Source organism: Rhodococcus sp. W8901, assembly GCF_013348805.1.
In the GTDB taxonomy this organism is placed as follows: Bacteria; Actinomycetota; Actinomycetes; order Mycobacteriales; family Mycobacteriaceae; genus Prescottella.
Genome location: NZ_CP054690.1, coordinates 5054206 through 5072714 on the forward strand (window position 1 = coordinate 5054206; position 18509 = coordinate 5072714).

General features: G+C 66.5%; 18 protein-coding genes. 10 read left to right on the forward strand and 8 right to left on the reverse strand.

All coding sequences use genetic code 11. From position 1 onward, the window contains the following. Position 1 precedes the first annotated feature (1 nt). Entirely contained in the window at positions 2-2053 is a 2052-nt protein-coding gene (gene paaZ / locus HUN07_RS23565; protein WP_174913299.1) for a phenylacetic acid degradation bifunctional protein PaaZ, read from the reverse strand. Positions 2054-2327: 274 nt separating this feature from the next. On the opposite strand from paaZ, the gene HUN07_RS23570 reads away from it, so the two are divergent. From HUN07_RS23570 to paaK, 9 genes are all read left to right on the forward strand, one after another. Further along, the gene (locus tag HUN07_RS23570) at positions 2328-3056 is read left to right on the forward strand and encodes an enoyl-CoA hydratase/isomerase family protein (protein WP_114723297.1); all 729 of its coding nucleotides are present in this window, start codon (positions 2328-2330) and stop codon (positions 3054-3056) included. Beyond that, positions 3053-3907, forward strand: a complete 855-nt coding sequence (locus HUN07_RS23575) for a 3-hydroxyacyl-CoA dehydrogenase family protein (RefSeq protein WP_174913302.1) — start codon at positions 3053-3055, stop codon at positions 3905-3907. The genes HUN07_RS23570 and HUN07_RS23575 overlap by 4 nt, the downstream gene beginning before the upstream one ends. Before the next feature lie 43 nt (positions 3908-3950). Next, positions 3951-4742 (forward strand): enoyl-CoA hydratase-related protein, encoded by a 792-nt coding sequence (locus HUN07_RS23580; RefSeq protein WP_174913305.1) that lies wholly within the window; start codon positions 3951-3953, stop codon positions 4740-4742. An 81-nt stretch (positions 4743-4823) separates the two neighbouring features. Further along, on the forward strand, positions 4824-5777 hold the full coding sequence (paaA, locus tag HUN07_RS23585; RefSeq protein WP_174913308.1) for a 1,2-phenylacetyl-CoA epoxidase subunit PaaA: 954 nt from the start codon (positions 4824-4826) through the stop codon (positions 5775-5777). Beyond that, complete coding sequence (gene paaB, locus HUN07_RS23590; protein ID WP_114723293.1) at positions 5774-6079, forward strand: 1,2-phenylacetyl-CoA epoxidase subunit PaaB; 306 nt, start codon at positions 5774-5776, stop codon at positions 6077-6079. The genes paaA and paaB overlap by 4 nt, the downstream gene beginning before the upstream one ends. A 48-nt stretch (positions 6080-6127) precedes the next feature. After that, entirely contained in the window at positions 6128-7045 is a 918-nt protein-coding gene (gene paaC / locus HUN07_RS23595) for a 1,2-phenylacetyl-CoA epoxidase subunit PaaC (RefSeq protein WP_114723292.1), read from the forward strand. A 1-nt stretch (position 7046) separates the two neighbouring features. Continuing rightward, complete coding sequence (gene paaD, locus HUN07_RS23600) at positions 7047-7571, forward strand: 1,2-phenylacetyl-CoA epoxidase subunit PaaD (RefSeq protein ID WP_114723291.1); 525 nt, start codon at positions 7047-7049, stop codon at positions 7569-7571. 2 nt (positions 7572-7573) lie between these two features. Continuing rightward, positions 7574-8671 (forward strand): 1,2-phenylacetyl-CoA epoxidase subunit PaaE, encoded by a 1098-nt coding sequence (gene paaE / locus HUN07_RS23605; RefSeq protein ID WP_114723290.1) that lies wholly within the window; start codon positions 7574-7576, stop codon positions 8669-8671. 66 nt (positions 8672-8737) lie between these two features. Then, positions 8738-10033: a phenylacetate--CoA ligase PaaK gene (gene paaK, locus HUN07_RS23610; protein ID WP_114723289.1), complete on the forward strand. Its 1296-nt coding sequence runs from the start codon at positions 8738-8740 to the stop codon at positions 10031-10033. Positions 10034-10108: 75 nt separating this feature from the next. Here paaK and HUN07_RS23615 read toward each other — a convergent pair whose 3' ends face one another. The 3 genes from HUN07_RS23615 to HUN07_RS23625 all read right to left on the reverse strand — a co-directional run bounded on the left by HUN07_RS23615 (position 10109) and on the right by HUN07_RS23625 (position 12267). After that, a complete protein-coding gene (locus tag HUN07_RS23615; RefSeq protein ID WP_114723288.1) occupies positions 10109-10717 on the reverse strand; it encodes a TetR/AcrR family transcriptional regulator in 609 nt (202 codons plus the stop codon). Positions 10718-10899: 182 nt separating this feature from the next. Beyond that, positions 10900-11682 (reverse strand): SDR family NAD(P)-dependent oxidoreductase, encoded by a 783-nt coding sequence (locus HUN07_RS23620; RefSeq protein WP_114723287.1) that lies wholly within the window; start codon positions 11680-11682, stop codon positions 10900-10902. Beyond that, a complete protein-coding gene (locus HUN07_RS23625; protein ID WP_147283554.1) occupies positions 11683-12267 on the reverse strand; it encodes a cupin domain-containing protein in 585 nt (194 codons plus the stop codon). A gap of 108 nt (positions 12268-12375) precedes the next feature. On the opposite strand from HUN07_RS23625, the gene HUN07_RS23630 reads away from it, so the two are divergent. Continuing rightward, a complete protein-coding gene (locus tag HUN07_RS23630) occupies positions 12376-13278 on the forward strand; it encodes a LysR family transcriptional regulator (RefSeq protein ID WP_174913310.1) in 903 nt (300 codons plus the stop codon). Positions 13279-13322: 44 nt separating this feature from the next. Here the strand turns inward: HUN07_RS23630 and HUN07_RS23635 are convergent, their stop codons facing one another. The 4 genes from HUN07_RS23635 to HUN07_RS23650 all read right to left on the reverse strand — a co-directional run bounded on the left by HUN07_RS23635 (position 13323) and on the right by HUN07_RS23650 (position 18447). Next, entirely contained in the window at positions 13323-14231 is a 909-nt protein-coding gene (locus HUN07_RS23635; protein WP_174913313.1) for a LysR family transcriptional regulator, read from the reverse strand. A 58-nt stretch (positions 14232-14289) separates the two neighbouring features. After that, on the reverse strand, positions 14290-14787 hold the full coding sequence (locus HUN07_RS23640; protein WP_254622653.1) for a 2,4'-dihydroxyacetophenone dioxygenase family protein: 498 nt from the start codon (positions 14785-14787) through the stop codon (positions 14290-14292). Between the two features lie 78 nt (positions 14788-14865). Further along, the gene (locus tag HUN07_RS23645) at positions 14866-15924 is read right to left on the reverse strand and encodes a 2,3-butanediol dehydrogenase (RefSeq protein ID WP_114723282.1); all 1059 of its coding nucleotides are present in this window, start codon (positions 15922-15924) and stop codon (positions 14866-14868) included. Between the two features lie 351 nt (positions 15925-16275). Beyond that, on the reverse strand, positions 16276-18447 hold the full coding sequence (locus HUN07_RS23650) for a phosphocholine-specific phospholipase C (protein WP_254622654.1): 2172 nt from the start codon (positions 18445-18447) through the stop codon (positions 16276-16278). Between the last annotated feature and the right edge of the window lie 62 nt (positions 18448-18509).

The following is an 18509-nucleotide window of genomic DNA, read 5'->3' on the forward strand; positions in this document are numbered from 1 at the left end:
GTCAGCGCCCTCCACCGCTGGACGCTCCCTTGGCAACGAGGGTGAGGACGTCGTAGGTCGCGACAGCATCGCCGTCCTGATTCGCGACCACGGCATCCCACCGCACCTCGCCGTAGTCGGCGCTGCTGCGCGGTGTGATCAGCTTCGCGGTCAACGTCACGGTGAGGCTGTCGCCCGCCTTCACCGGGGTCAGAAAACGCAGATTGTCGACGCCGAAGTTCGCGAGGACCGGTCCCGGGTTCGGCTCGACGAACAGCCCGGCCGCGAGCGAGACCACGAGGTAGCCGTGTGCGACGATGCCGCCGAAGAGGGGGTTCGCTGCCGCGGCATCAGGATCGGTGTGCGCATAGAAGGTGTCGCCGGTGAACTCCGCGAAGTGGTCGATGTCCGCCAGTGCGACCTGCCGCGGTCCTCCGACGACCGTGTCACCGATCCGCAACTCCGCCAGGTTCTTCCGGAACGGATGGACACCGTCGTCGGTTCGCCGCGACCCGGGAACCCAACGATTGCCGACGGCAGTCAGGATGTCGGGGGTCGCCTGGACCGCGGTGCGCTGCATGTGATGCAGGACTCCACGGATGCCACCGAGCTCCTCACCGCCACCAGCGCGGCCCGGACCACCGTGGACGAGCACGGGAAGCGGCGAGCCGTGTCCGGTCGATTCCCGCGCATCGTCCCGGTTGAGAACCAGGACGCGGCCGTGGAAGGGCGCGAGCCCCAGCACGATGTCGCGGGCGAGCCCGGCGTCGCGGGTGACGACGGAGGCCACGAGGCTGCCCTTGCCGCGGGCCGCGAATTCGATCAGCTCGGCGGTACCGTCGTATCCGATCACCGTGCTCACCGGCCCGAACGCCTCGATGTCGTGTGGCTCGTCGGCGGCCTTGTCATCGCAGCGCAGCAGGATCGGAGGCAGGAAGGCGCCGGTCAGCCTGTCCGCCCCCACGACCTCGAAGTTCTCCGGATCCCCCACCACGATCCGTGCCGACTTCGTCAGTCCACGAAGCGCTTTCAGCACCTCATCGCGCTGCTCGATGCTCGCCAGGGCGCCCATCGTGACACCCTCGGCATCGGGGGCCCCGACCACGACCCGCGACAGGCGGCCCCGCACGGCCTCGACCACGTCGTCGACGAGGCCCGAGGGAACGAGGGCACGGCGGATCGCAGTGCACTTCTGGCCGGCCTTGACGGTCATCTCCGTGACGAGCTGTTTGACGTAGAGCTCGAACTCCTCGCTGCCGGGTTCGACGTCCGCACCGAGAATGGAGGCGTTGAGCGAATCCGCTTCGGCGTTGAAGTGCACACCCTCGGCGACGACTCTCGGATGGACCCGCAGCATCGCCGCGGTGTCCGCGGATCCGGTGAACGCGACCGAGTCCTGCCCACCGAGGTGGTCGAGCAGATCACGCGCGCTACCCGACAGCAGCTGGACCGACCCTTCCGGCAGCAGTCCGGACTCGATGATGCGGCGGAACACCAGTTCGGTGAGATAGGCCGTCTGGCTGGCCGGCTTCACGATCGACGGGACTCCGGCGATGAATGCCGGCGCGAGCTTCTCGAGGAAGCCCCACACCGGGAAGTTGAACGCGTTGATCTGGACGGCGACACCGCGACGCGAGGTGTAGACGTGCTGGCCGAGGAAGGTCCCCGCCTTGCCGAGTTGCTCATGGGGCCCGTCGAGGTGGACGGTGTCGTTCGGTAGTTCGCGCCGCGCCTTGCTCGCGTAGCTCAGCAGGGTTCCGAAGCCACCGTCGATGTCGACACCGGAGTCGCGTCGCGTCGCGCCGGTGGCAGTGGACAGCTCGTAGAACTCTTCCTTGCCGGCCATGAGCGTCAGGGCCAACGCCTTCAGCGCTGCGGCGCGCTCGTGGAAGGTCAGTTCGGTCAGGGCGGGCCCGCCGACCGCACGAGCATGCGCCACCATCCCGGCGATGTCGAGCCCGGTCGACGAGATGCGTGCCACCTCGGAACCGTCCACCGCGCTCAGGAGCGGCGTTCCAGCATCGGGAGCCGTGTACCAGCTCCCGGCAACGTAACTTTGCACTAACCTGCTCACGAAAACCTCTTTCCACCGTACGTTCGGTCGGTAATCAGAATCGCCAGTACGGCGTCCGATTGTCAAGGTTCAATGCAATATTCAGCACCGGTCACGCGTTCGACCGGATTCGTCGGAACCCTTGCGTCCCGACCGAAGGTTCGGTTATTAATTGAGACGAGCACACTGCGAAGGAGACGAAAGTGGTGCAAGTAATCCCGATGTGCGGAGCCCGCATCCCACACGAGCGCGCGGGCCGTGCCCTCGCCCGGGCCCCCCTGTCGAGTGAGGCGCCGTGAATACCCTGACGATCGACGATCGTGCCGACCGGATGGTGGTCACCCTCCATCGCCCGCAGCAACGCAACGCGATCAACGCCGAGATGATCTCGGAACTGCACCGGGTGTGCGCGCTCCTCGAGGACGCACCCAAGCCGTTGTTGATCAGCGGATCCGGCGATCACTTCGCGGGCGGTGCCGATATCGCGGAACTGCGGGACCGGGGACGCGACGAGGCGCTCGCCGGTATCAATCGCACTCTCTTCGACCGCATCGCCAGGCTGCCGATGCCCACCGTTGCAGCAGTGAGCGGATTCGCGCTCGGCGGCGGAGCGGAACTGTCGTACGCCTGCGACATCCGTGTCGCGACGGAAACCGCGGTGTTCGGCAACCCCGAGCCGGGTCTCGGCATCATGGCCGCCGCCGGCGCCAGCTATCGCCTGCAGGAACTGGTCGGCAAATCGATCGCCAAGCAGGTGCTCCTCGCCGGCCGCAACCTCGACGCAGCGGCGGCGCTGCGCTGCGGGCTCGTGATCAGCGTCGTGGCCCCCGGCGAACACGTCGCTGCCGCACACGACATCGTCGATCGCATCAACCGCTCCGCACCGCTGGCGCTCAGGCTCACCAAGCTGATCGCCGATGCACCCGGGACCCACTCCTTCGCCGACGACATCGCCCAGGCCGTGTTGTTCGAGAGTCGGGACAAACACGACCGCATGACGGCCTTTCTGGAGAAGAAGAAATGACGAACACAATCCCCGGCCACGTCGGTGTCGTCGGTGGCGGACGAATGGGCGCCGGCATCGCGCAGGTGTTCGCGACGCTCGGTTCCACGGTCACCATCGCCGAGAGCGGCGACCGACAGGCGGCACTGACCCGGGTCTCGGACGGACTGGACCGCGCCCACGAACGCCGAAGGCTCGGCGAATCCGATCCGGCAACGGTACTCGGGCGTGTGTCGCTCGTCGACGCACCGGACGAGCTGCCCACCGGACTCGATCTCGTGGTCGAGGCTGTCCCGGAATCCGTGCAGCTCAAGCTCGGTGTGCTCTCCCTCGTGGAGAAGACGGTCGATCCGGCGACGGTGATCGCGACCAACACCAGTTCGATCTCGATCGCCGAACTCGGTGCGGTGCTGGATGATCCCCGCCGACTGGTCGGCATGCACTTCTTCAATCCGGTACCGGCGTCGACGCTCGTCGAGATCATCCGGACTCCGTCGACCGACACCGCCGTCGTGGCGCGGGTGTGCACGTGGGTCTCCCAGCTCGGCAAGTCCCAGGTGCTGGTCAACGACTCGCCGGGCTTCGCGACGAGCCGGCTCGGGGTCTGTCTCGGGCTCGAGGCGATCCGGATGCTCGAGGAAGGTGTCGCCGATGCCGAGTCCATCGATCGTGCAATGGAGTTGGGATACAGGCACCCCATGGGTCCGCTACGTTCCACCGATCTCGTGGGCCTCGACGTTCGACTCGCCATCGCCGAGCACCTGACGGAGACGCTCGGTGAACGCTTCAGGCCTCCCGCCCTACTTCGCGAGAAGGTGGCGCGAGGCGAACTCGGCCGCAAGGCGGGCCGAGGCTTCTTCAACTGGTCCTGAGGCGACACTCGGGCCCGAATCCCACTGACAGGAGATGCATTCCATGAGCGGTATCGACAGGATCGGGCTGTCCACGACTGCGGGCCTGGCAACGATCACCCTGCGCCGACCCGGCGCGTCCAACGCGCTCGATCGCGCAGCGAAGGAACAGCTGTCGGCGGCGGTCGAGACGGTAGCCGGAGACCGATCGGTGCGCGCGCTCCTCCTCGAGGCCGAGGGCAGGAACTTCTGCGTCGGCCAGGATCTCGCCGAGCATGCCGCCGGCCTCGCGGCGGATCCCGCACGCGCGATGGACACCGTCGGCGCACACTACAACCCGTTGCTCACTGCGCTCGCCGCGGTGCGCGTACCGGTCGTCGTCGCGATCAACGGCGCGTGCGTGGGGGCAGGCCTGGGCATCGCACTGGCAGGAGACATCCGGATCGCCGGGGAGAGCGCCAGGTTCGCCACCGCCTTCACCGGGATCGGGCTGGCGAGCGATTCCGGATTGAGCCACACACTGGTCGAGATGCTCGGTCCGAGCCGTGCGACGGGCCTGTTGATGCTCGGCGACCGGTTCTCGGCCGCCCAGGCCCTCGACTGGGGTCTGGTCCACCGCGTCGTGCCCGACGGCGACCTCGTCGATGCCGCCCGGGCGCTGGCGGGCGAACTCGCGTCAGGACCGACCGCGGCCCACATGCACGTGAAGCGCCTCGTATCGGCGTCGTCCACGGGTCTCGTCGAGGCGCTCGAGCGTGAGCGTGCGGCACAAGAGGATCTGGGACGATCGGCGGATCATCGCGCCGCGGTCGACGCGTTCCTCGCCAAACGCGCACCGTCCTTCGAAGGCCGCTGACCGCGCCGCGCACGCTTGTGCCACGCGTCACTTCCATGCATACTCACACCAACCGATCATTCGGTATTAGAAGCAGGACATATGACCTCGTCTATCGCAGAAAATGAGCTCCAGAGCCACTTCGAGGAGACCATCTCGGCCGACCTGCGAGTCGAGCCGCGGGACTGGATGCCCGAGGGCTACCGCAAGACGCTGATCCGGCAGATCGCGCAGCACGCGCACTCCGAGATCATCGGCATGCAGCCCGAGGGCGCATGGCTGACCCGGGCGCCGTCGTTGCGCCGCAAGGCGATCCTGACCGCGAAGGTGCAGGACGAGGCCGGCCACGGCCTGTATCTGTACTCCGCGGCGGAAACCCTCGGCGCCGACCGCGGCGACCTCACCGAGAAGCTGCTCGACGGGCGACAGAAGTACTCGTCGATCTTCAACTATCCGACCCTGACCTTCGCCGATGTCGGCGTGATCGGTTGGCTCGTCGACGGTGCCGCGATCTGTAATCAGGTTCCGTTGTGTCGCAGTTCTTTCGGTCCGTACGCGCGGGCGATGATCCGCGTGTGCAAGGAGGAATCGTTCCACCAGCGGCAGGGCTTCGAACTGCTCATGACGATGATGCGCGGCACCGACGCCCAGCGCGAGATGGTGCAGGAATCGGTCGACCGCTGGTGGTGGCCGGCCCTGATGATGTTCGGGCCGCCCGACGACCGGTCACCGAACTCGGAGCAGTCGATGAAGTGGCGCATCAAGCGACACACGAACGACGAACTGCGTCAGCGGTTCGTCGACATGTCCATACCGCAGGCCGAAGCATTGGGCGTGACATTCCCGGACCCCGACCTGAAATGGAACGCCGAGCGCGGCGCGTACGACTTCGGCGAACCCGACTGGAGCGAATTCATGCAGGTGATCGGCGGGAACGGTGCGTCCAACGTCGAGCGCATCGCCAATCGCCGGGCCGCTCACGAAAACGGCGCCTGGGTACGCGAGGCCGCGACCGCCTTCGCCCGCCGGGCGAGCACCAAGGAGAACACACGATGAATGCAGCCGACCGAGTCACCAGCGCCGACTGGCCGTTGTACGAGGTATTCCTCCGCGGCAAACGCGGACTCAATCACGTCCACGTCGGTTCGCTGCACGCCGCCGACGACGAGATGGCGCTCAGGCACGCCCGCGACGTGTACACCAGGCGCAACGAGGGCGTGAGTATCTGGGTGGTGCAGGCGAACTCGATCGCGGCATCCAGTCCGTCCGAGAAGGATCCGTACTTCGCACCGAGCGGCGACAAGGTCTACCGCCACCCCACCTTCTACGAAATCCCCGACAACGTTCCCCACATGTGATCCGGCCGGCTCGCTCGCGCGGCCGTCCACAATCTTCGAGGATGCACGATGACCGACCACGACCATGCCTTCGACGGCCTCGTCGACGAGGACAGCCACGGCCAGTGGGCCTTCGGCACCAGCTTCGACGACCCACTGGCCGGCGTCGACACCACGGTCCCCGACGACGTCGATCTCTCGGCGCTCGCCACCTATTGTCTGATGCTCGGCGACGATGCGCTGATCAGTTCGCAGCGCCTGACCGAGTGGATCACGCGCGCACCGGAACTCGAGGAGGAGGTCGCTCTCGCCAACGTCGCGCTCGATCTGCTCGGCCAGGCGCGCCTTCTCCTGGCGCGGGCGGCCGCGGCCGATGCGGCCGTCGTGCCGCGGATCTCCGACACGGCACAGCTTCCGGGCGAGGATGCGCTCGCCTTCTTCCGCGACGAGAACCAGTTTCGCAACGTCCGACTCGCCGAGATCGACAACGGCGACTTCGCGCAGACCGTGACGCGTCTGCTGGTGTTCTCGACGTGGCGACTCGCACTCCTCGACCGGCTACGGAAGTCACGTGATCCGGTCCTTGCCGCCGTGGCCGTCAAAGGCGTCAAGGAACTCACCTACCACCGCGACTACGCCGCCCGCTGGGCCGTCACACTCGGTTGCGGCACAGCCGAATCGAAGGCGCGGATGGAGTCTGCCCTCAGCCGTGTCTGGCCGTTCGTCGACGAGCTCTTCGTCCCCACCAGCGAGGAGCGCGCGCTCGCTGCGGTGGGTGTGGCGGTCGATCCCGGCGAACTACGGGAGGAGTTCGACACGGTTCTCGATCAGGTGTTGCACGCTGCCGAGCTGTCCGCGCCGACCGGCCGCGTCGCCGGCACGGTAGGAGGACGCGCGGGCCGTCAGGGCCTGCACAGCGAAGCGCTCGGATTACTCCTGGCCGAGATGCAGGTGGTCGCCCGGGCACATCCGGAAGGCGTGTGGTGACATGTCCGCTTCCACCCACGCCGAGCCGCACGTCCGCGATGCGCGGCGCATCGCGGAGTCGGTTCTCGACCCCGAGATGCCGATGCTGACCCTCGCGGATCTCGGGGTCCTGCGCGATGTCGAGGTAGACGCAGACGGTGCCGTGGTCGTGACCGTCACCCCCACCTATTCGGGTTGCCCCGCCATGGCGACGATGCGCGACGACATCCAGCACCGTCTACAGCTCGCTGGCTTCCCGTCGGTCGAGGTGAGGACCACGCTCTCGCCTCCGTGGAGCACCGACTGGATCAGCGACGAGGGGCGTCGGAAACTGCACGAGAACGGCTACTCCGTGCCCGGTCCGGCACCACGCCGCGGCGCGGGCCCGGTGCCGTTGACGCTCACCGCCGCGCCTCGGACGATCGAATGCCCGCGGTGCGGTGGCGCCGAGACCCGCCTCGACTCCGAATTCGGGGCGACACTGTGCAAGGCCCTCTACCGGTGCCTCGATTGCCTGGAGCCCTTCGATCATGTGAAAGAGATCTGAACATGGACACTGTGGACACCACGAAACCCGCTGTCTCGACGCGCAACAGGACCTTCCACACCCTCACGGTCGCAGAAGTGGAGGCGCTGTGCGACGACGCCGCTGCGGTCACGTTCGAGATTCCTGCCGACCTCTCCAGGGAGTTCGCGTTCGGTGCCGGCCAATCCCTCACGCTCCGCCGCACGGTGGACGGCGTCGAGCACCGCCGCTCGTACTCCATCTGCGCCCCAATCGGTTCCAGCCCCCGAATCGGGGTCCGCGAAGTCGCCGACGGGCTCTTCTCGAACTGGTTGGTCCACCAGGTACGCCGGGGCGACAAGATCGATGTCCAGCCCCCGTCCGGATCGTTCGTCGCCGATCCCACCGTCGGTGGCCGGCACGTCCTGATCGCGGCGGGCTCCGGGATCACCCCGATGCTCTCGATCGCCGCGACCATGCTCGCCAATCCCGAAACCGAAGTGGTTCTCCTCTACGGGAATCGGCGCACGCGCTCGGTGATGTTCGCCGAGGAGATCGCCGACCTCAAGGATCGATACGGTGCGCGCTTCCACGTCGTCCACGTCCTGTCTCGGGAGCCCCGTGAGGTGGAACTCTTCACCGGCCGTCTCGACGCCGACCGGCTCCGCGCGATCTTCGGCGCCGTGGTGCCGATCGCCGGTGTCGATCATTTCTGGTTGTGCGGGCCGTACGGCATGGTCACCGATGCCGAAGTCGTACTCGGCGAGCTGGGCGTCGACCCGAAGCGTGTCCACCACGAACTGTTCTACGTCGACGCCGTGCCCCCTCCCCCGACACGCCACCGTGACGAAGGGGTCACCGGCCCCAGCAGCGAGGTCACCCTCGTCCTCGACGGACGCTCGACCACCGCGACGTTGCCCCGGGACGAGACGATCCTCGACGCAGCAGAGAAGTACCGATCGGATCTGCCGTTCGCCTGCAAGGGCGGAGTATGCGGAACCTGCCGCGCGAAGGTCACCCACGGAGACGTCGACATGCGGCGCAACTACGCGCTCGAGGACTACGAGGTCGATGCCGGCTTCGTCCTCACCTGCCAGAGCTATCCGGACAGCGACGACGTGACCGTCGACTTCGACGCCTGACCGCCCGGCCCCGCCCCTCACCACATCGACCCCAGTCGCACCCGACCGCGGCACCCGGAGACCACTATGACCAGCACCGTCACCCCGTCACAGGACATCGAATTCGCTACGCGCGACCGCATCTCGTCCCTACAGCTCGAACGCCTGCAGTGGACGCTGCGCCACGCCTACGAGAACGTCACGCACTACCGGAAGGCGTTCGACGACGCCGGGGTTCACCCCGGCGATCTGAAGGATCTCGGCGATCTCGCGAAGTTCCCGTTCACCGCGAAGGCAGATCTGCGAGACAACTACCCGTTCGGAATGTTCGCGGTGCCACAGGACCAAGTGTCGCGAATTCATGCGTCGTCGGGCACGACGGGACGTCCCACCGTGGTCGGGTACACCGCGACGGACCTCGACAACTGGGCCGACCTGATCGCGCGGAGCCTTCGCGCCGGTGGCGTGAAGCCCTCCGACAAGGTCCACGTCGCGTACGGCTACGGACTGTTCACCGGTGGACTCGGCGCCCACTACGGAGCGGAAAGGCTGGGCTGCACGGTCATTCCGATATCGGGGGGCATGACCGAGCGTCAGATCCAGCTGATCGAGGACTTCCGTCCGGATGCGATCATGGTCACCCCGTCGTACATGCTCACGATCGTCGATGCGATGCTCGCCAAGGGAATCGATCCGGCCCGAACATCCCTGCGCACGGGCGTGTTCGGAGCAGAACCGTGGACCGAGGAGATGCGCGGCGAACTCGAGCAGCAGTTGGACATGGATGCCGTCGACATCTACGGCCTCTCCGAGGTCATGGGTCCTGGTGTCGCGATGGAGTGCGTGGAAACCAAGGACGGCCTTCACATCTGGGAGGACCACTTCTACCCGGAGGTGATCGACCCGGTCACCGGCGAGGTGCTGCCCGATGGCGAGGAGGGCGAACTCGTCTTCACCTCCCTCACCAAGGAGGCGATGCCGATCATTCGCTACCGCACCCGGGATCTCACACGACTGCTACCGGGAACTGCGCGCACGATGCGCCGCATGCAGAAGGTGACCGGGCGAACCGACGACATGATCATCCTGCGCGGGGTCAATCTCTTTCCGACCCAGATCGAGGAGCTCATTCTCGCGGTGACCGGACTGGCACCCCAGTTCCAGTGCGTTCTCGACCGCCCCGGCCGCATGGACGAGCTCACCGTCCGCGTCGAGTCCCGGCCGAACAGCTCGACTCACGAGGCCGATCAGCAGGCCGCCCGGCTGCGGCAGTTGGTGAAGAACCGCATCGGTGTCACCGTCGCCGTGGAAGTCCTGGCCCCGGGGAGCCTGGACCGATCGATCGGCAAAGCTCGTCGCCTGATCGACAATCGACCATCCTGAGAAGACGTGGGGCGCCTCGGATCGAATCCGAGGCGCCCCACGTCTTTTCGGTACGCCTGTCCGCGAAAGTGAGGGTCAGGCCCTCATCCCGTCGAAGGTGAGCGCCACCACCGCATCGGCGAGCTCGGAGACCGATTCGCCCCCGCGCGGCCGGTACCACTCGATCAACGAGTTCACCATTCCGAAAACCAGCCGGCTCGTGAGCGCCGGGTCGATACCCGGCCTGAGGTCGCCTTCTTCGGCGGCGGCCACCACCAGATCACTGACGAAGACATCGAATTCACGCCGGCGTGCGAGCGCACGTCTCTCGACGAGAGTGTTCCCGCGAACCCTGAGAAGCAATGTCACGTAGGGAAGCTCGGTCACGAGCACCTCGACACTTCGCCGAACGAGGTACTCGAGTCGATCGATGGACCGCCCGCTGGTCACCTGATCCTCGGTCGTGACCGCGAAGAGCGCATTGAGAGCCCGGGCCAGCGCGAGCTCCAGGAGCTCCGACTTGCCGGACACATGGTGATAGATCGACGACTTCGTGATGCCGAGCCGCTGAGCGAGCGCCTCCATGCTGGTGCCGTCGTACCCCTTGTCGTTGAACACCTTCACCGAAACGGCAAGCAACGAGTCGAGATCGTATCCTGGTCGCCCAGGCGATCCCGCTCTTCGGACCGGACCTGCCGCTGCCATCTCGCGCGTTCCTTCCAGGACGTGGACACCCGCCGCAGAACGTGCGGCTCGGCACCAGCCTACCGAAGGTTCGGTAATCCCCGTGGCCCGACCGTGAAATCGGGAGGTTCACCGGGCACGACAACGACCACTCCCCTCCGTGCACATCATGCGAAGGGAAGTGGTCGAGTCGTGGCGGAGTGCTACGGGAGCACCGCGCCGCCGTCCACGTGCAGAGACTGCCCGGTGACGTTGACCGCGTCGGCCGAGAGCAGGTACGCGACGGCACCGGCGACATCCTCGATGGTCTGCGGGCGCTTCATCGGGATGAGCTGGTCCACCATCGCGCCGAAGATCTGCTCGGGCGCCACCCCGGCCAGGGCCGGTTCGTGCTCGGCGAGCCAGCCGGCGGACTGTCGCCACATGTCCGTCCAGATCAGGCCGGGCAGAACCGCATTGACGCGAACGGAAGGGGCGAGCGCGCGAGCCGATGATTGGGTCAACGCCAGCACGGCCGCCTTCGACGAACCGTATGCGGTCAGCAGCTCGTGCCCATTTCGGGCCGCGATCGACGAGAAGTTGACCACGGCCCCTTCACGCCCACGCGTGGCCAGCTCCGCAGCGAAGGCCTGGAGAGCGAAGAAGACCCCGCGGACGTTGACCGCGTAGGTCTTGTCCCAGGTCTCCACATCGAGTGCGTCGTACTGCCAGAATCCGCCGAGCCCGGCCACGTTGACCAGTCCGTCGAGGTCATCGTGAGCGGCGAAGGCCTCCACGACGGCCGCCTGCAACGCGCCCACGTCGCAGATGTCGACGACGTGAGTGGTCACCGCCACTCCGCAGGACCCCACTGCGGCAGCGGTTTCCGCCAACCGCTCCTTGTCGATGTCGATCAGTGCCAGCCCCCGACCTTCTGCGGACATCCGTTCGGCCACGCCGCGACCGAGGCCGCCACCGGCGCCCGTGACGAGGACCGCGCCCGCCATCTAGCGGCCCGTCCGAGCGGGCAGGTGCGCGATCGCGTTGTTCGCTGCGGCGAGGTCGTAGAGCAGTTCGTGCGTGATGACTCCGGCAACGGTGCCGTCCTCGTTGTACCCGACGATCGGGCCGTGGAAGATGCCGAACATCAGGGACTCGACCTCCTGCCTGGGCAGGTGCACGATGCCGGCCGGTTCGTAGATGTAGTGGTTGGGGCCGATGGATTCGGCCTCACCCTCATACGCCCAGCGGCCGAAGATGTTGTACGCCTCCGCGGCGCCGCAATGCATGTGCAGCGGCGCCTGCGCATTCTCCGCCACGTACAGCAGAATCGAGGCCGCACCGGTGGTCTCGTTGATGTTCAAGAGCTTGAAGGACGTTCCCGGCATCGGGAACGGGGTCCACGGGATATCGTCACAGTTGTTGACCCGGGACGCGAGACTGAGGGTCGGTCCCGTCACCGGAGAGCTCGCGCGAGCGAAGACCTCTGCGACCGGGGCGTTGGACTGCGGGTCGATCTCGGGTCCGGTCAGTTGCGGGCGGATCGGGTCGACCACATGGGCGTCGGCTCGGTGAGTGACGTTGACAGACATCGTATTTCCTCCTGTATTCGGGGACACCCCAATGCTCCGATGTGGCGGCCGTCACGTCCATGACGTATTCTCGCCCGATCGTTAGACGAATACCTAAGGTCGTGCACGATGGATCTGAATCTACGGCTCGTGCGTTACTTCGTGGCAGTCGCCGATGCCGGGACTTTCACGAAAGCAGCTGAGCAACTGCATATTGCGACACCGTCGCTGAGCCAACAGGTGCGTAAGCTCGAAGAGGCGTTGGGCGTCTCGCTGCTCGAGCGAGATCACCGCGGGGCTCGCCTCACCGAAGCCGGACTCGACTTCCTCGACGAGAGCCGAATGCTGCTGGCCGCCGCCGAATCTGCGGTGGGCGCGGCCCGTCGCCACAAGCGCAGCTCATCGGGGAGGGTGCGCCTCGGGTTCCTTGCCGGTGGGGCCGGGGAGCTGACCCGTCCGATCATCGACGAGTTCCATCGACGAGAACCCCAAGTGGAACTGGAACTGACGCAACTGGTGTGGGGAGACGAACTCTCGGCATTGACCTCCGGTCGGGTCGATATGGTCGTCGCCCGCCCGCCTCTCGAGTCGCACCCTCGGCTACGCCGGGTCGTTCTGTTCGAGGAGCCTCGTGTCCTGCTGATGGCACACGACCACCCGCTGGCCCGCCGACGGAAGCTACGAATCGTCGACCTCGCCGACGTCGTTCAGGTGGACACCCGAGAAGGGACCCGAGACTGGCGCAACTGGTGGTCGATCGATCCACGGCCGGACGGCACGCGTCCCACCTACGGCCCGATGGTGAGCAGCATCGAGGAGATGGTCCAGGTCGTCGCGACCACCGATGCGGTTGCGATCACAGGTGCAGGCGTGGCCAGTCTGTTCCGGCGAGCGGACACCACCTCGCGACCCATCGTGGACGCCGAACTGTCGACCGTCGAACTCGTTTTCCTCGCCTCGGATACACCCCGCGCCGTCGAACGTTTCGTTGCGGTTGCGCTCGGGCTGAGCGCAGTCCTCGGCACCCGCTGATCCAGAGGGCAGCGCCCCGTCACGACTTTGCTGGAGCCCAAGCTTCACTTCATTGGCGGCTTCACGGCTGCTTGGTGACAGGCCTGGCCGATCGCATCCTGGAGCGTTGTCAGCTCCGGCCTTCGGTTGCCTTCCAAAGTGCACAGGGTAACCACGCTCGGGCTGATGTCGTCGATGGGCACGAAGCTGACCAGCGGATGACGGTAGTACGTAGGCAGCGACTCAGGCGTGGTGGTGACACCCGCGCCGGCGGCGACCGCTTCGAGTAGTTCTTCTACTGTCGATACTGCAAGACTCGGTTCGGCTCGGGTGCCGTCCGGCCGCGGGTTCACCATCCAGAAGTCGGTCCATTCCGGCGGCCCGCCGCTGCTGCTGATGAACGGCTCTGTGGCAATCTCGGCGAACCGGATCGATTCCCGGGCGGCCAACGGGTGGTCGTGGGCAAGCACGGCCACCCGTCGCTCGGACAGAATTCGCCGGCGCCGGACTCCCTCAGCAGGAAACGGTTCCCGGACAAACACTGCATCGATGTCGCCGGCCAGCAGTGGAGCCAGTTGTTCGCTCCACTCGAGGTGGTGCAACTTCACGTGCAGATCCGGATCAGCGGAGCGGAGCCGATCCAGCACGGCAGTCGTGAGCAGACCGGCACCGGTTGCCATGAACCCGATATCGATGCTGCGACGGCCCAGACGGACCGATTCACGCCACCGCAGAAGGGTCTCGTTGGCGGCCACGACTGCGCGTGCCTGCGGGATCAGCGCGCATCCGGCTTCGGTCAGCTCGACGTGTCGAGAGTTGCGTTCGAAGAGCAGGAAACGCAGGTCCTTCTCCAACCGGGACACCTGCTGACTGAGCGCCGGTCCCGTCATGTGTAGCAGTGTGGCGGCACGTCCGAAGTGCAGCTCGTCCGCCACGGCTAGGAAACACCGAAGCGCCTGCGGCGAGACATACATGCTTCACCTCGCACGACATCGGTTGGAGAATCAGGTGTCAGGCTAGCCGATTCGGCGGCTACCCGATCGCCTTCGCGTGCATCTCCTGGGACGGATCAGTGGCGTAGTCGACCAGCTGGAGCTTCTCGACGGCGCCGTTGTCACGCGCCATGTAGTAGTGCAATCGGGCGTCCGCGACGACCGCGAGTCCGCCATCAGGCAGGTAGCCGGCGATCGGGCCCTCGACCATGGCGAGCATGACACAGCCGTCCGGGGCGATCGGCGTGTGCACGGCGCCGGCAACCTCGCAGGTGTACATGCCGGCCATGCCGGGATCGTCCTCCTCGTAATAGAATCCGCCTTCCAGTAGATATGCCTGCACATTTCCCATATGCCAATGCGGAGTGGCAACGGTGCCGGGATCCACTTTCAGGATGAGGGTGAACGCGCCGGTCACGAGATTGCAGTACAGAAGCTTGAATCGCGTTCCGGGCATCAGCCAGTCGGTCCACGGAATGTCGTCGGGGTCGACGAATTCCTTTCTTGCGCCCTTCGGCGTGACGCCGGGGTTGGTCATCCAGAATGTCGGTCCGAGGTTCGAGCCAGTGGTCATGGTTTTCCCTTTTCTATTACGTGCGTGGAGGCTTCGGGTCCGTCAGCCGACTGCGGCCATGTCGACCAGGACCTTGATGGCTGTTTGGTCCCGGAGTGGGCCGAACCCATCGGTGATGAGGTCCTCGAATGCGATCGTCTGCACCCAACTGTCCAGCGGATACGCCCCACGAGCCATGAACTCGATGGCCTCCGGATAGTCGCGGCAGTATGCGATGGAGCCGACGATCTCGCACTCGTTGAACAGGATCTCGGTGGGGTTGAACTCGACCGGCCGCTGGTGCACCGCGACGACCACAACTCGGCCGTGCGCAGCTGTCGAGCGGACCGCATTCAGGAAAGTGGCCGGTACGCCGGCCGTCTCGAACGATCGCGCGACGCCGGCTCCATCGGTGTTCGCACGCAGTTCCGCGACGACATCCGTTTCACTTGGGTCGATGACCCTCGTCGCTCCGACAGCTTCGATCGCCGCGCGCCGCGCCGCCGACGGCTCGATCACGGTGATGTCCTCGATACCTGTGGCCCTCAGCGCCAGGAATACTCCGATTCCGATGGGACCGGCCCCATGGACCGCGACGCTGCTGCCCGGAGCGACATCGCCACGACGCACGGCGTGCAGGGCCACGGCGAGGGGTTCGATCAACGCTCCCTCGCGGGTGCTCATCCCGTCAGGAAGCCGATAGACGTGGTCGGCGTCGACGACTGCATACTGTCCGAGTCCACCCCCGCCGGCCCAGCTGTAGCCGACTGCGGCGATATTGCTGCAGAGGTTGTACGAGCCGGCCAGACAGGCCGCGCATCGTCGACAGTTGACGGTGGGTTCTACCGCCACGGCGTCGCCGACCGACAGCTCGTCGACGTCTGCCCCTACCTCCACGATCTCTCCGGAGAACTCGTGACCGAGAACCACCGGGACGCTCACTCCAGTGAGAGGATGCGGCGTTATCGGCGCCATCATCGGCGCGTGATAATACTCGTGCAGATCACTGCCGCACAGGCCATTGAAATGCACCCGAACTTTCACCTGACCAGGGCCTGCAATAGGCTCAGGGATATCTTCGAAACGGATATCGCCAACTCCGTGGTAGCGGGCTGCCTTCATTCTTGAAACTCCCGTGTTTCGAGACTCATATAGGTTCTGACGTGATGTAGACAACAGTCGCACTGGGCGTGCGGAGAAGTCCAGGTACTTTCTTTCGTGTATCGATAAGCCGCGCTTATCGATCGGGAGGAGTTCTTCTTCAGTCTGCAGGCGGCCGGATCACGTTTGATGCACGCCGCTTACGAGGCGAGGACGCCCCCTACGCGGCCGCCACACCTACGCCGCCGACATCGGGAACTCGGCGCCCTGGCGCGCTACACCGCCCGAAAGCCGATGAAAGCCGATGAAAGCCGAAGGAATGTAGGGCATTACACGGCGTGACCAAGCTGCCGTGGCGGGTGCGCTCCTGCCTCAGGACCCCGGGAACGGGATCGGCAACGTGCTCGACCCGGTCACGGGTGCCGGCGGCTGCGGCAGCAGCGTGAGGTCGCCGGTCGCGGCTACCTCGACGGGGTCCTGACTGACACTGTCGGCACCGTTCTCGAGGTGTCCCATCCAGCGGCGCCGGAACGACGGATCCTCGTCGACGGTGAAAGACGCGTCGTACCAGCCGTGCCGTGACGGCACGCTCCACGACCCCGGCTCCCCCGGCGCCAGTCGGTCGGCGCCCGCGGGGAGCCGCACCGTGAGGTCCGTGTCGCCGTGGTTCACCGCGGTCACCGTCAGCGTTCGGGTGCCGGCGTCGACGGTGGTCCGCATGTCCAACCGCGCTGCGGGCCCGTCGACCGATCCGCCGAACTCGCGACGGAAACCGTTGGGGCCGATCATCGTCAGGTCGTAGCGCTCGCCGCTGACCGTGACGGTGTCGCTGTGGTCGCCGAGCACGTCGAAGTGCCGGGGCAGCTCGAACTCACCCGCGTACGGGTACAGCGCGAGGTGGACGCTCTCGGCTCCGGTGTTGCGCATCCGGACGGTCAGCGACCGCACCTCCGGATCGAGAGCGACGTCGGCGTCCGGCTGATACGGCAATGCGCGAGCGGGCCGGGTCCCGCTCTCCTGCACCGGCATCCGCTGCTGCTCGGGCGGGGCGGGCTTCCACCGCGGGGTGAGCGGCGGAGCGGGCGGCGGTGGCGTGAGCGACGGCCGGGCACGCGGGTTGTCGAAGTCGAACGCCGACGTCAGGTCGCCGGCGACGGTGCGCCGCCACCCACTGATCTCCGGCTGCGTGAACCCGAACCGCCGCTCCAGGAACTGGGTGACCGATGTGTGGTCGAATACCTGCGAGCACACGTAGCCGCCGACGGTCCACGGCGAGATCACCGTCATCGGCACGCGCGGCCCGAGGCCCAGTGGCTTGTCGCCCACGTACTCGTCGGTGACGTCCCGCGGCGGCAACGGCGGCGGCACGTGGTCGTAGTAGCCGTCGTTCTCGTCGAAGTTGAGCAGGACCGCCGTCTTCGACCAGGTGTCGGGGTCGGAGGCGATCGCGTCGAGCACCTTGTAGACCAGGCTCGCGCTGGACGCCGGGGACGACACCATCGGGTGCTCGCAGTCCACCGCCGACGGCACCAGGTACGACACCTGCGGCAGCGCGGCGGCCTCGACGTCGGCGCGGAACACGTCCGCGAGCGTGCCGGGCCGCTCGCGGCGCAGTGCGCGGTCGTACAGGCGACGGTCCGGTCCGTCGAGTCGTGCCACGCCCTCGTCGAGGCACCGGAGCAACTGGTTCTGCACGTCCACCGGCAGCAGTGGCAGCGCGACGTAGAGCGCCGCGAGCGTCGGGAACTGGTAGGGCACCAGGACGGGATGCCCGAGCAGCGCGTGCACGATCTGTTCGAACCGAACGAAGTACTCGAGGTTGTTGTCGGTGAAGTTGTCCCACTCCTGGTAGGTCCGCCAGCTCACGCCGGCCGTCTCGAGCCGTTCGGGCACCGTCGTCCACGTGTAGCCGCCGTGCCACGGCATGTACGAGTCGTTGGTGACCGCGCGGGAACCGTCGGCCTCGAATCCGGTGTAGCCGCTGATCCAGTAGTTGCGGTTGGGTGCGGTCGAGGTGGGTACCGAGCAGTGGTAGGCGTCGCACACCGTGAAGGACTCGGCGAGTTCGAACTGGAACGGGATGTCGAGCCGGTCGTAGTGCGCCATCGTGGCGGCGGTCTTGGCGGGGATCCAGCCGTCGTGCCAGCCGCCCTCGACGGCCGCCTGCCCGCCTGCCCACTCGTGGTCGAGCGCGTCCACGTTCTGGGTGTCCATTCGCTGCGCGCCCGCCGCGTCCCGGATCCGGTACGGCACCACCACGGAGTCCCGGTCGGGCTGCTCGTACACGGTCCGCCCGGTGCGCAGCGTCAGCGCGTTGGGATCACCGAAGCCGCGCACACCCCGGAGGGTGCCGAAGTAGTGGTCGAAGGCGCGATTCTCCTGCATCAAGAGTACAACGTGTTCGATCGACTCCAGGCCGCCCGGCGGGACCGGCGAGGCGAGGGCCGCCTGCAACGACGGCGGCAGGAGCGATCCCGCCGCGGCGGCGCCGACGGCACCCGCACCCACTCTCATGAACCGGCGGCGAGACATCTCGAACGTCACTGAACCTCCTGAACAGGCGAATCGGACGCAGTTGCGGGGAGGTTATCGAAGCGGTGAGCGGC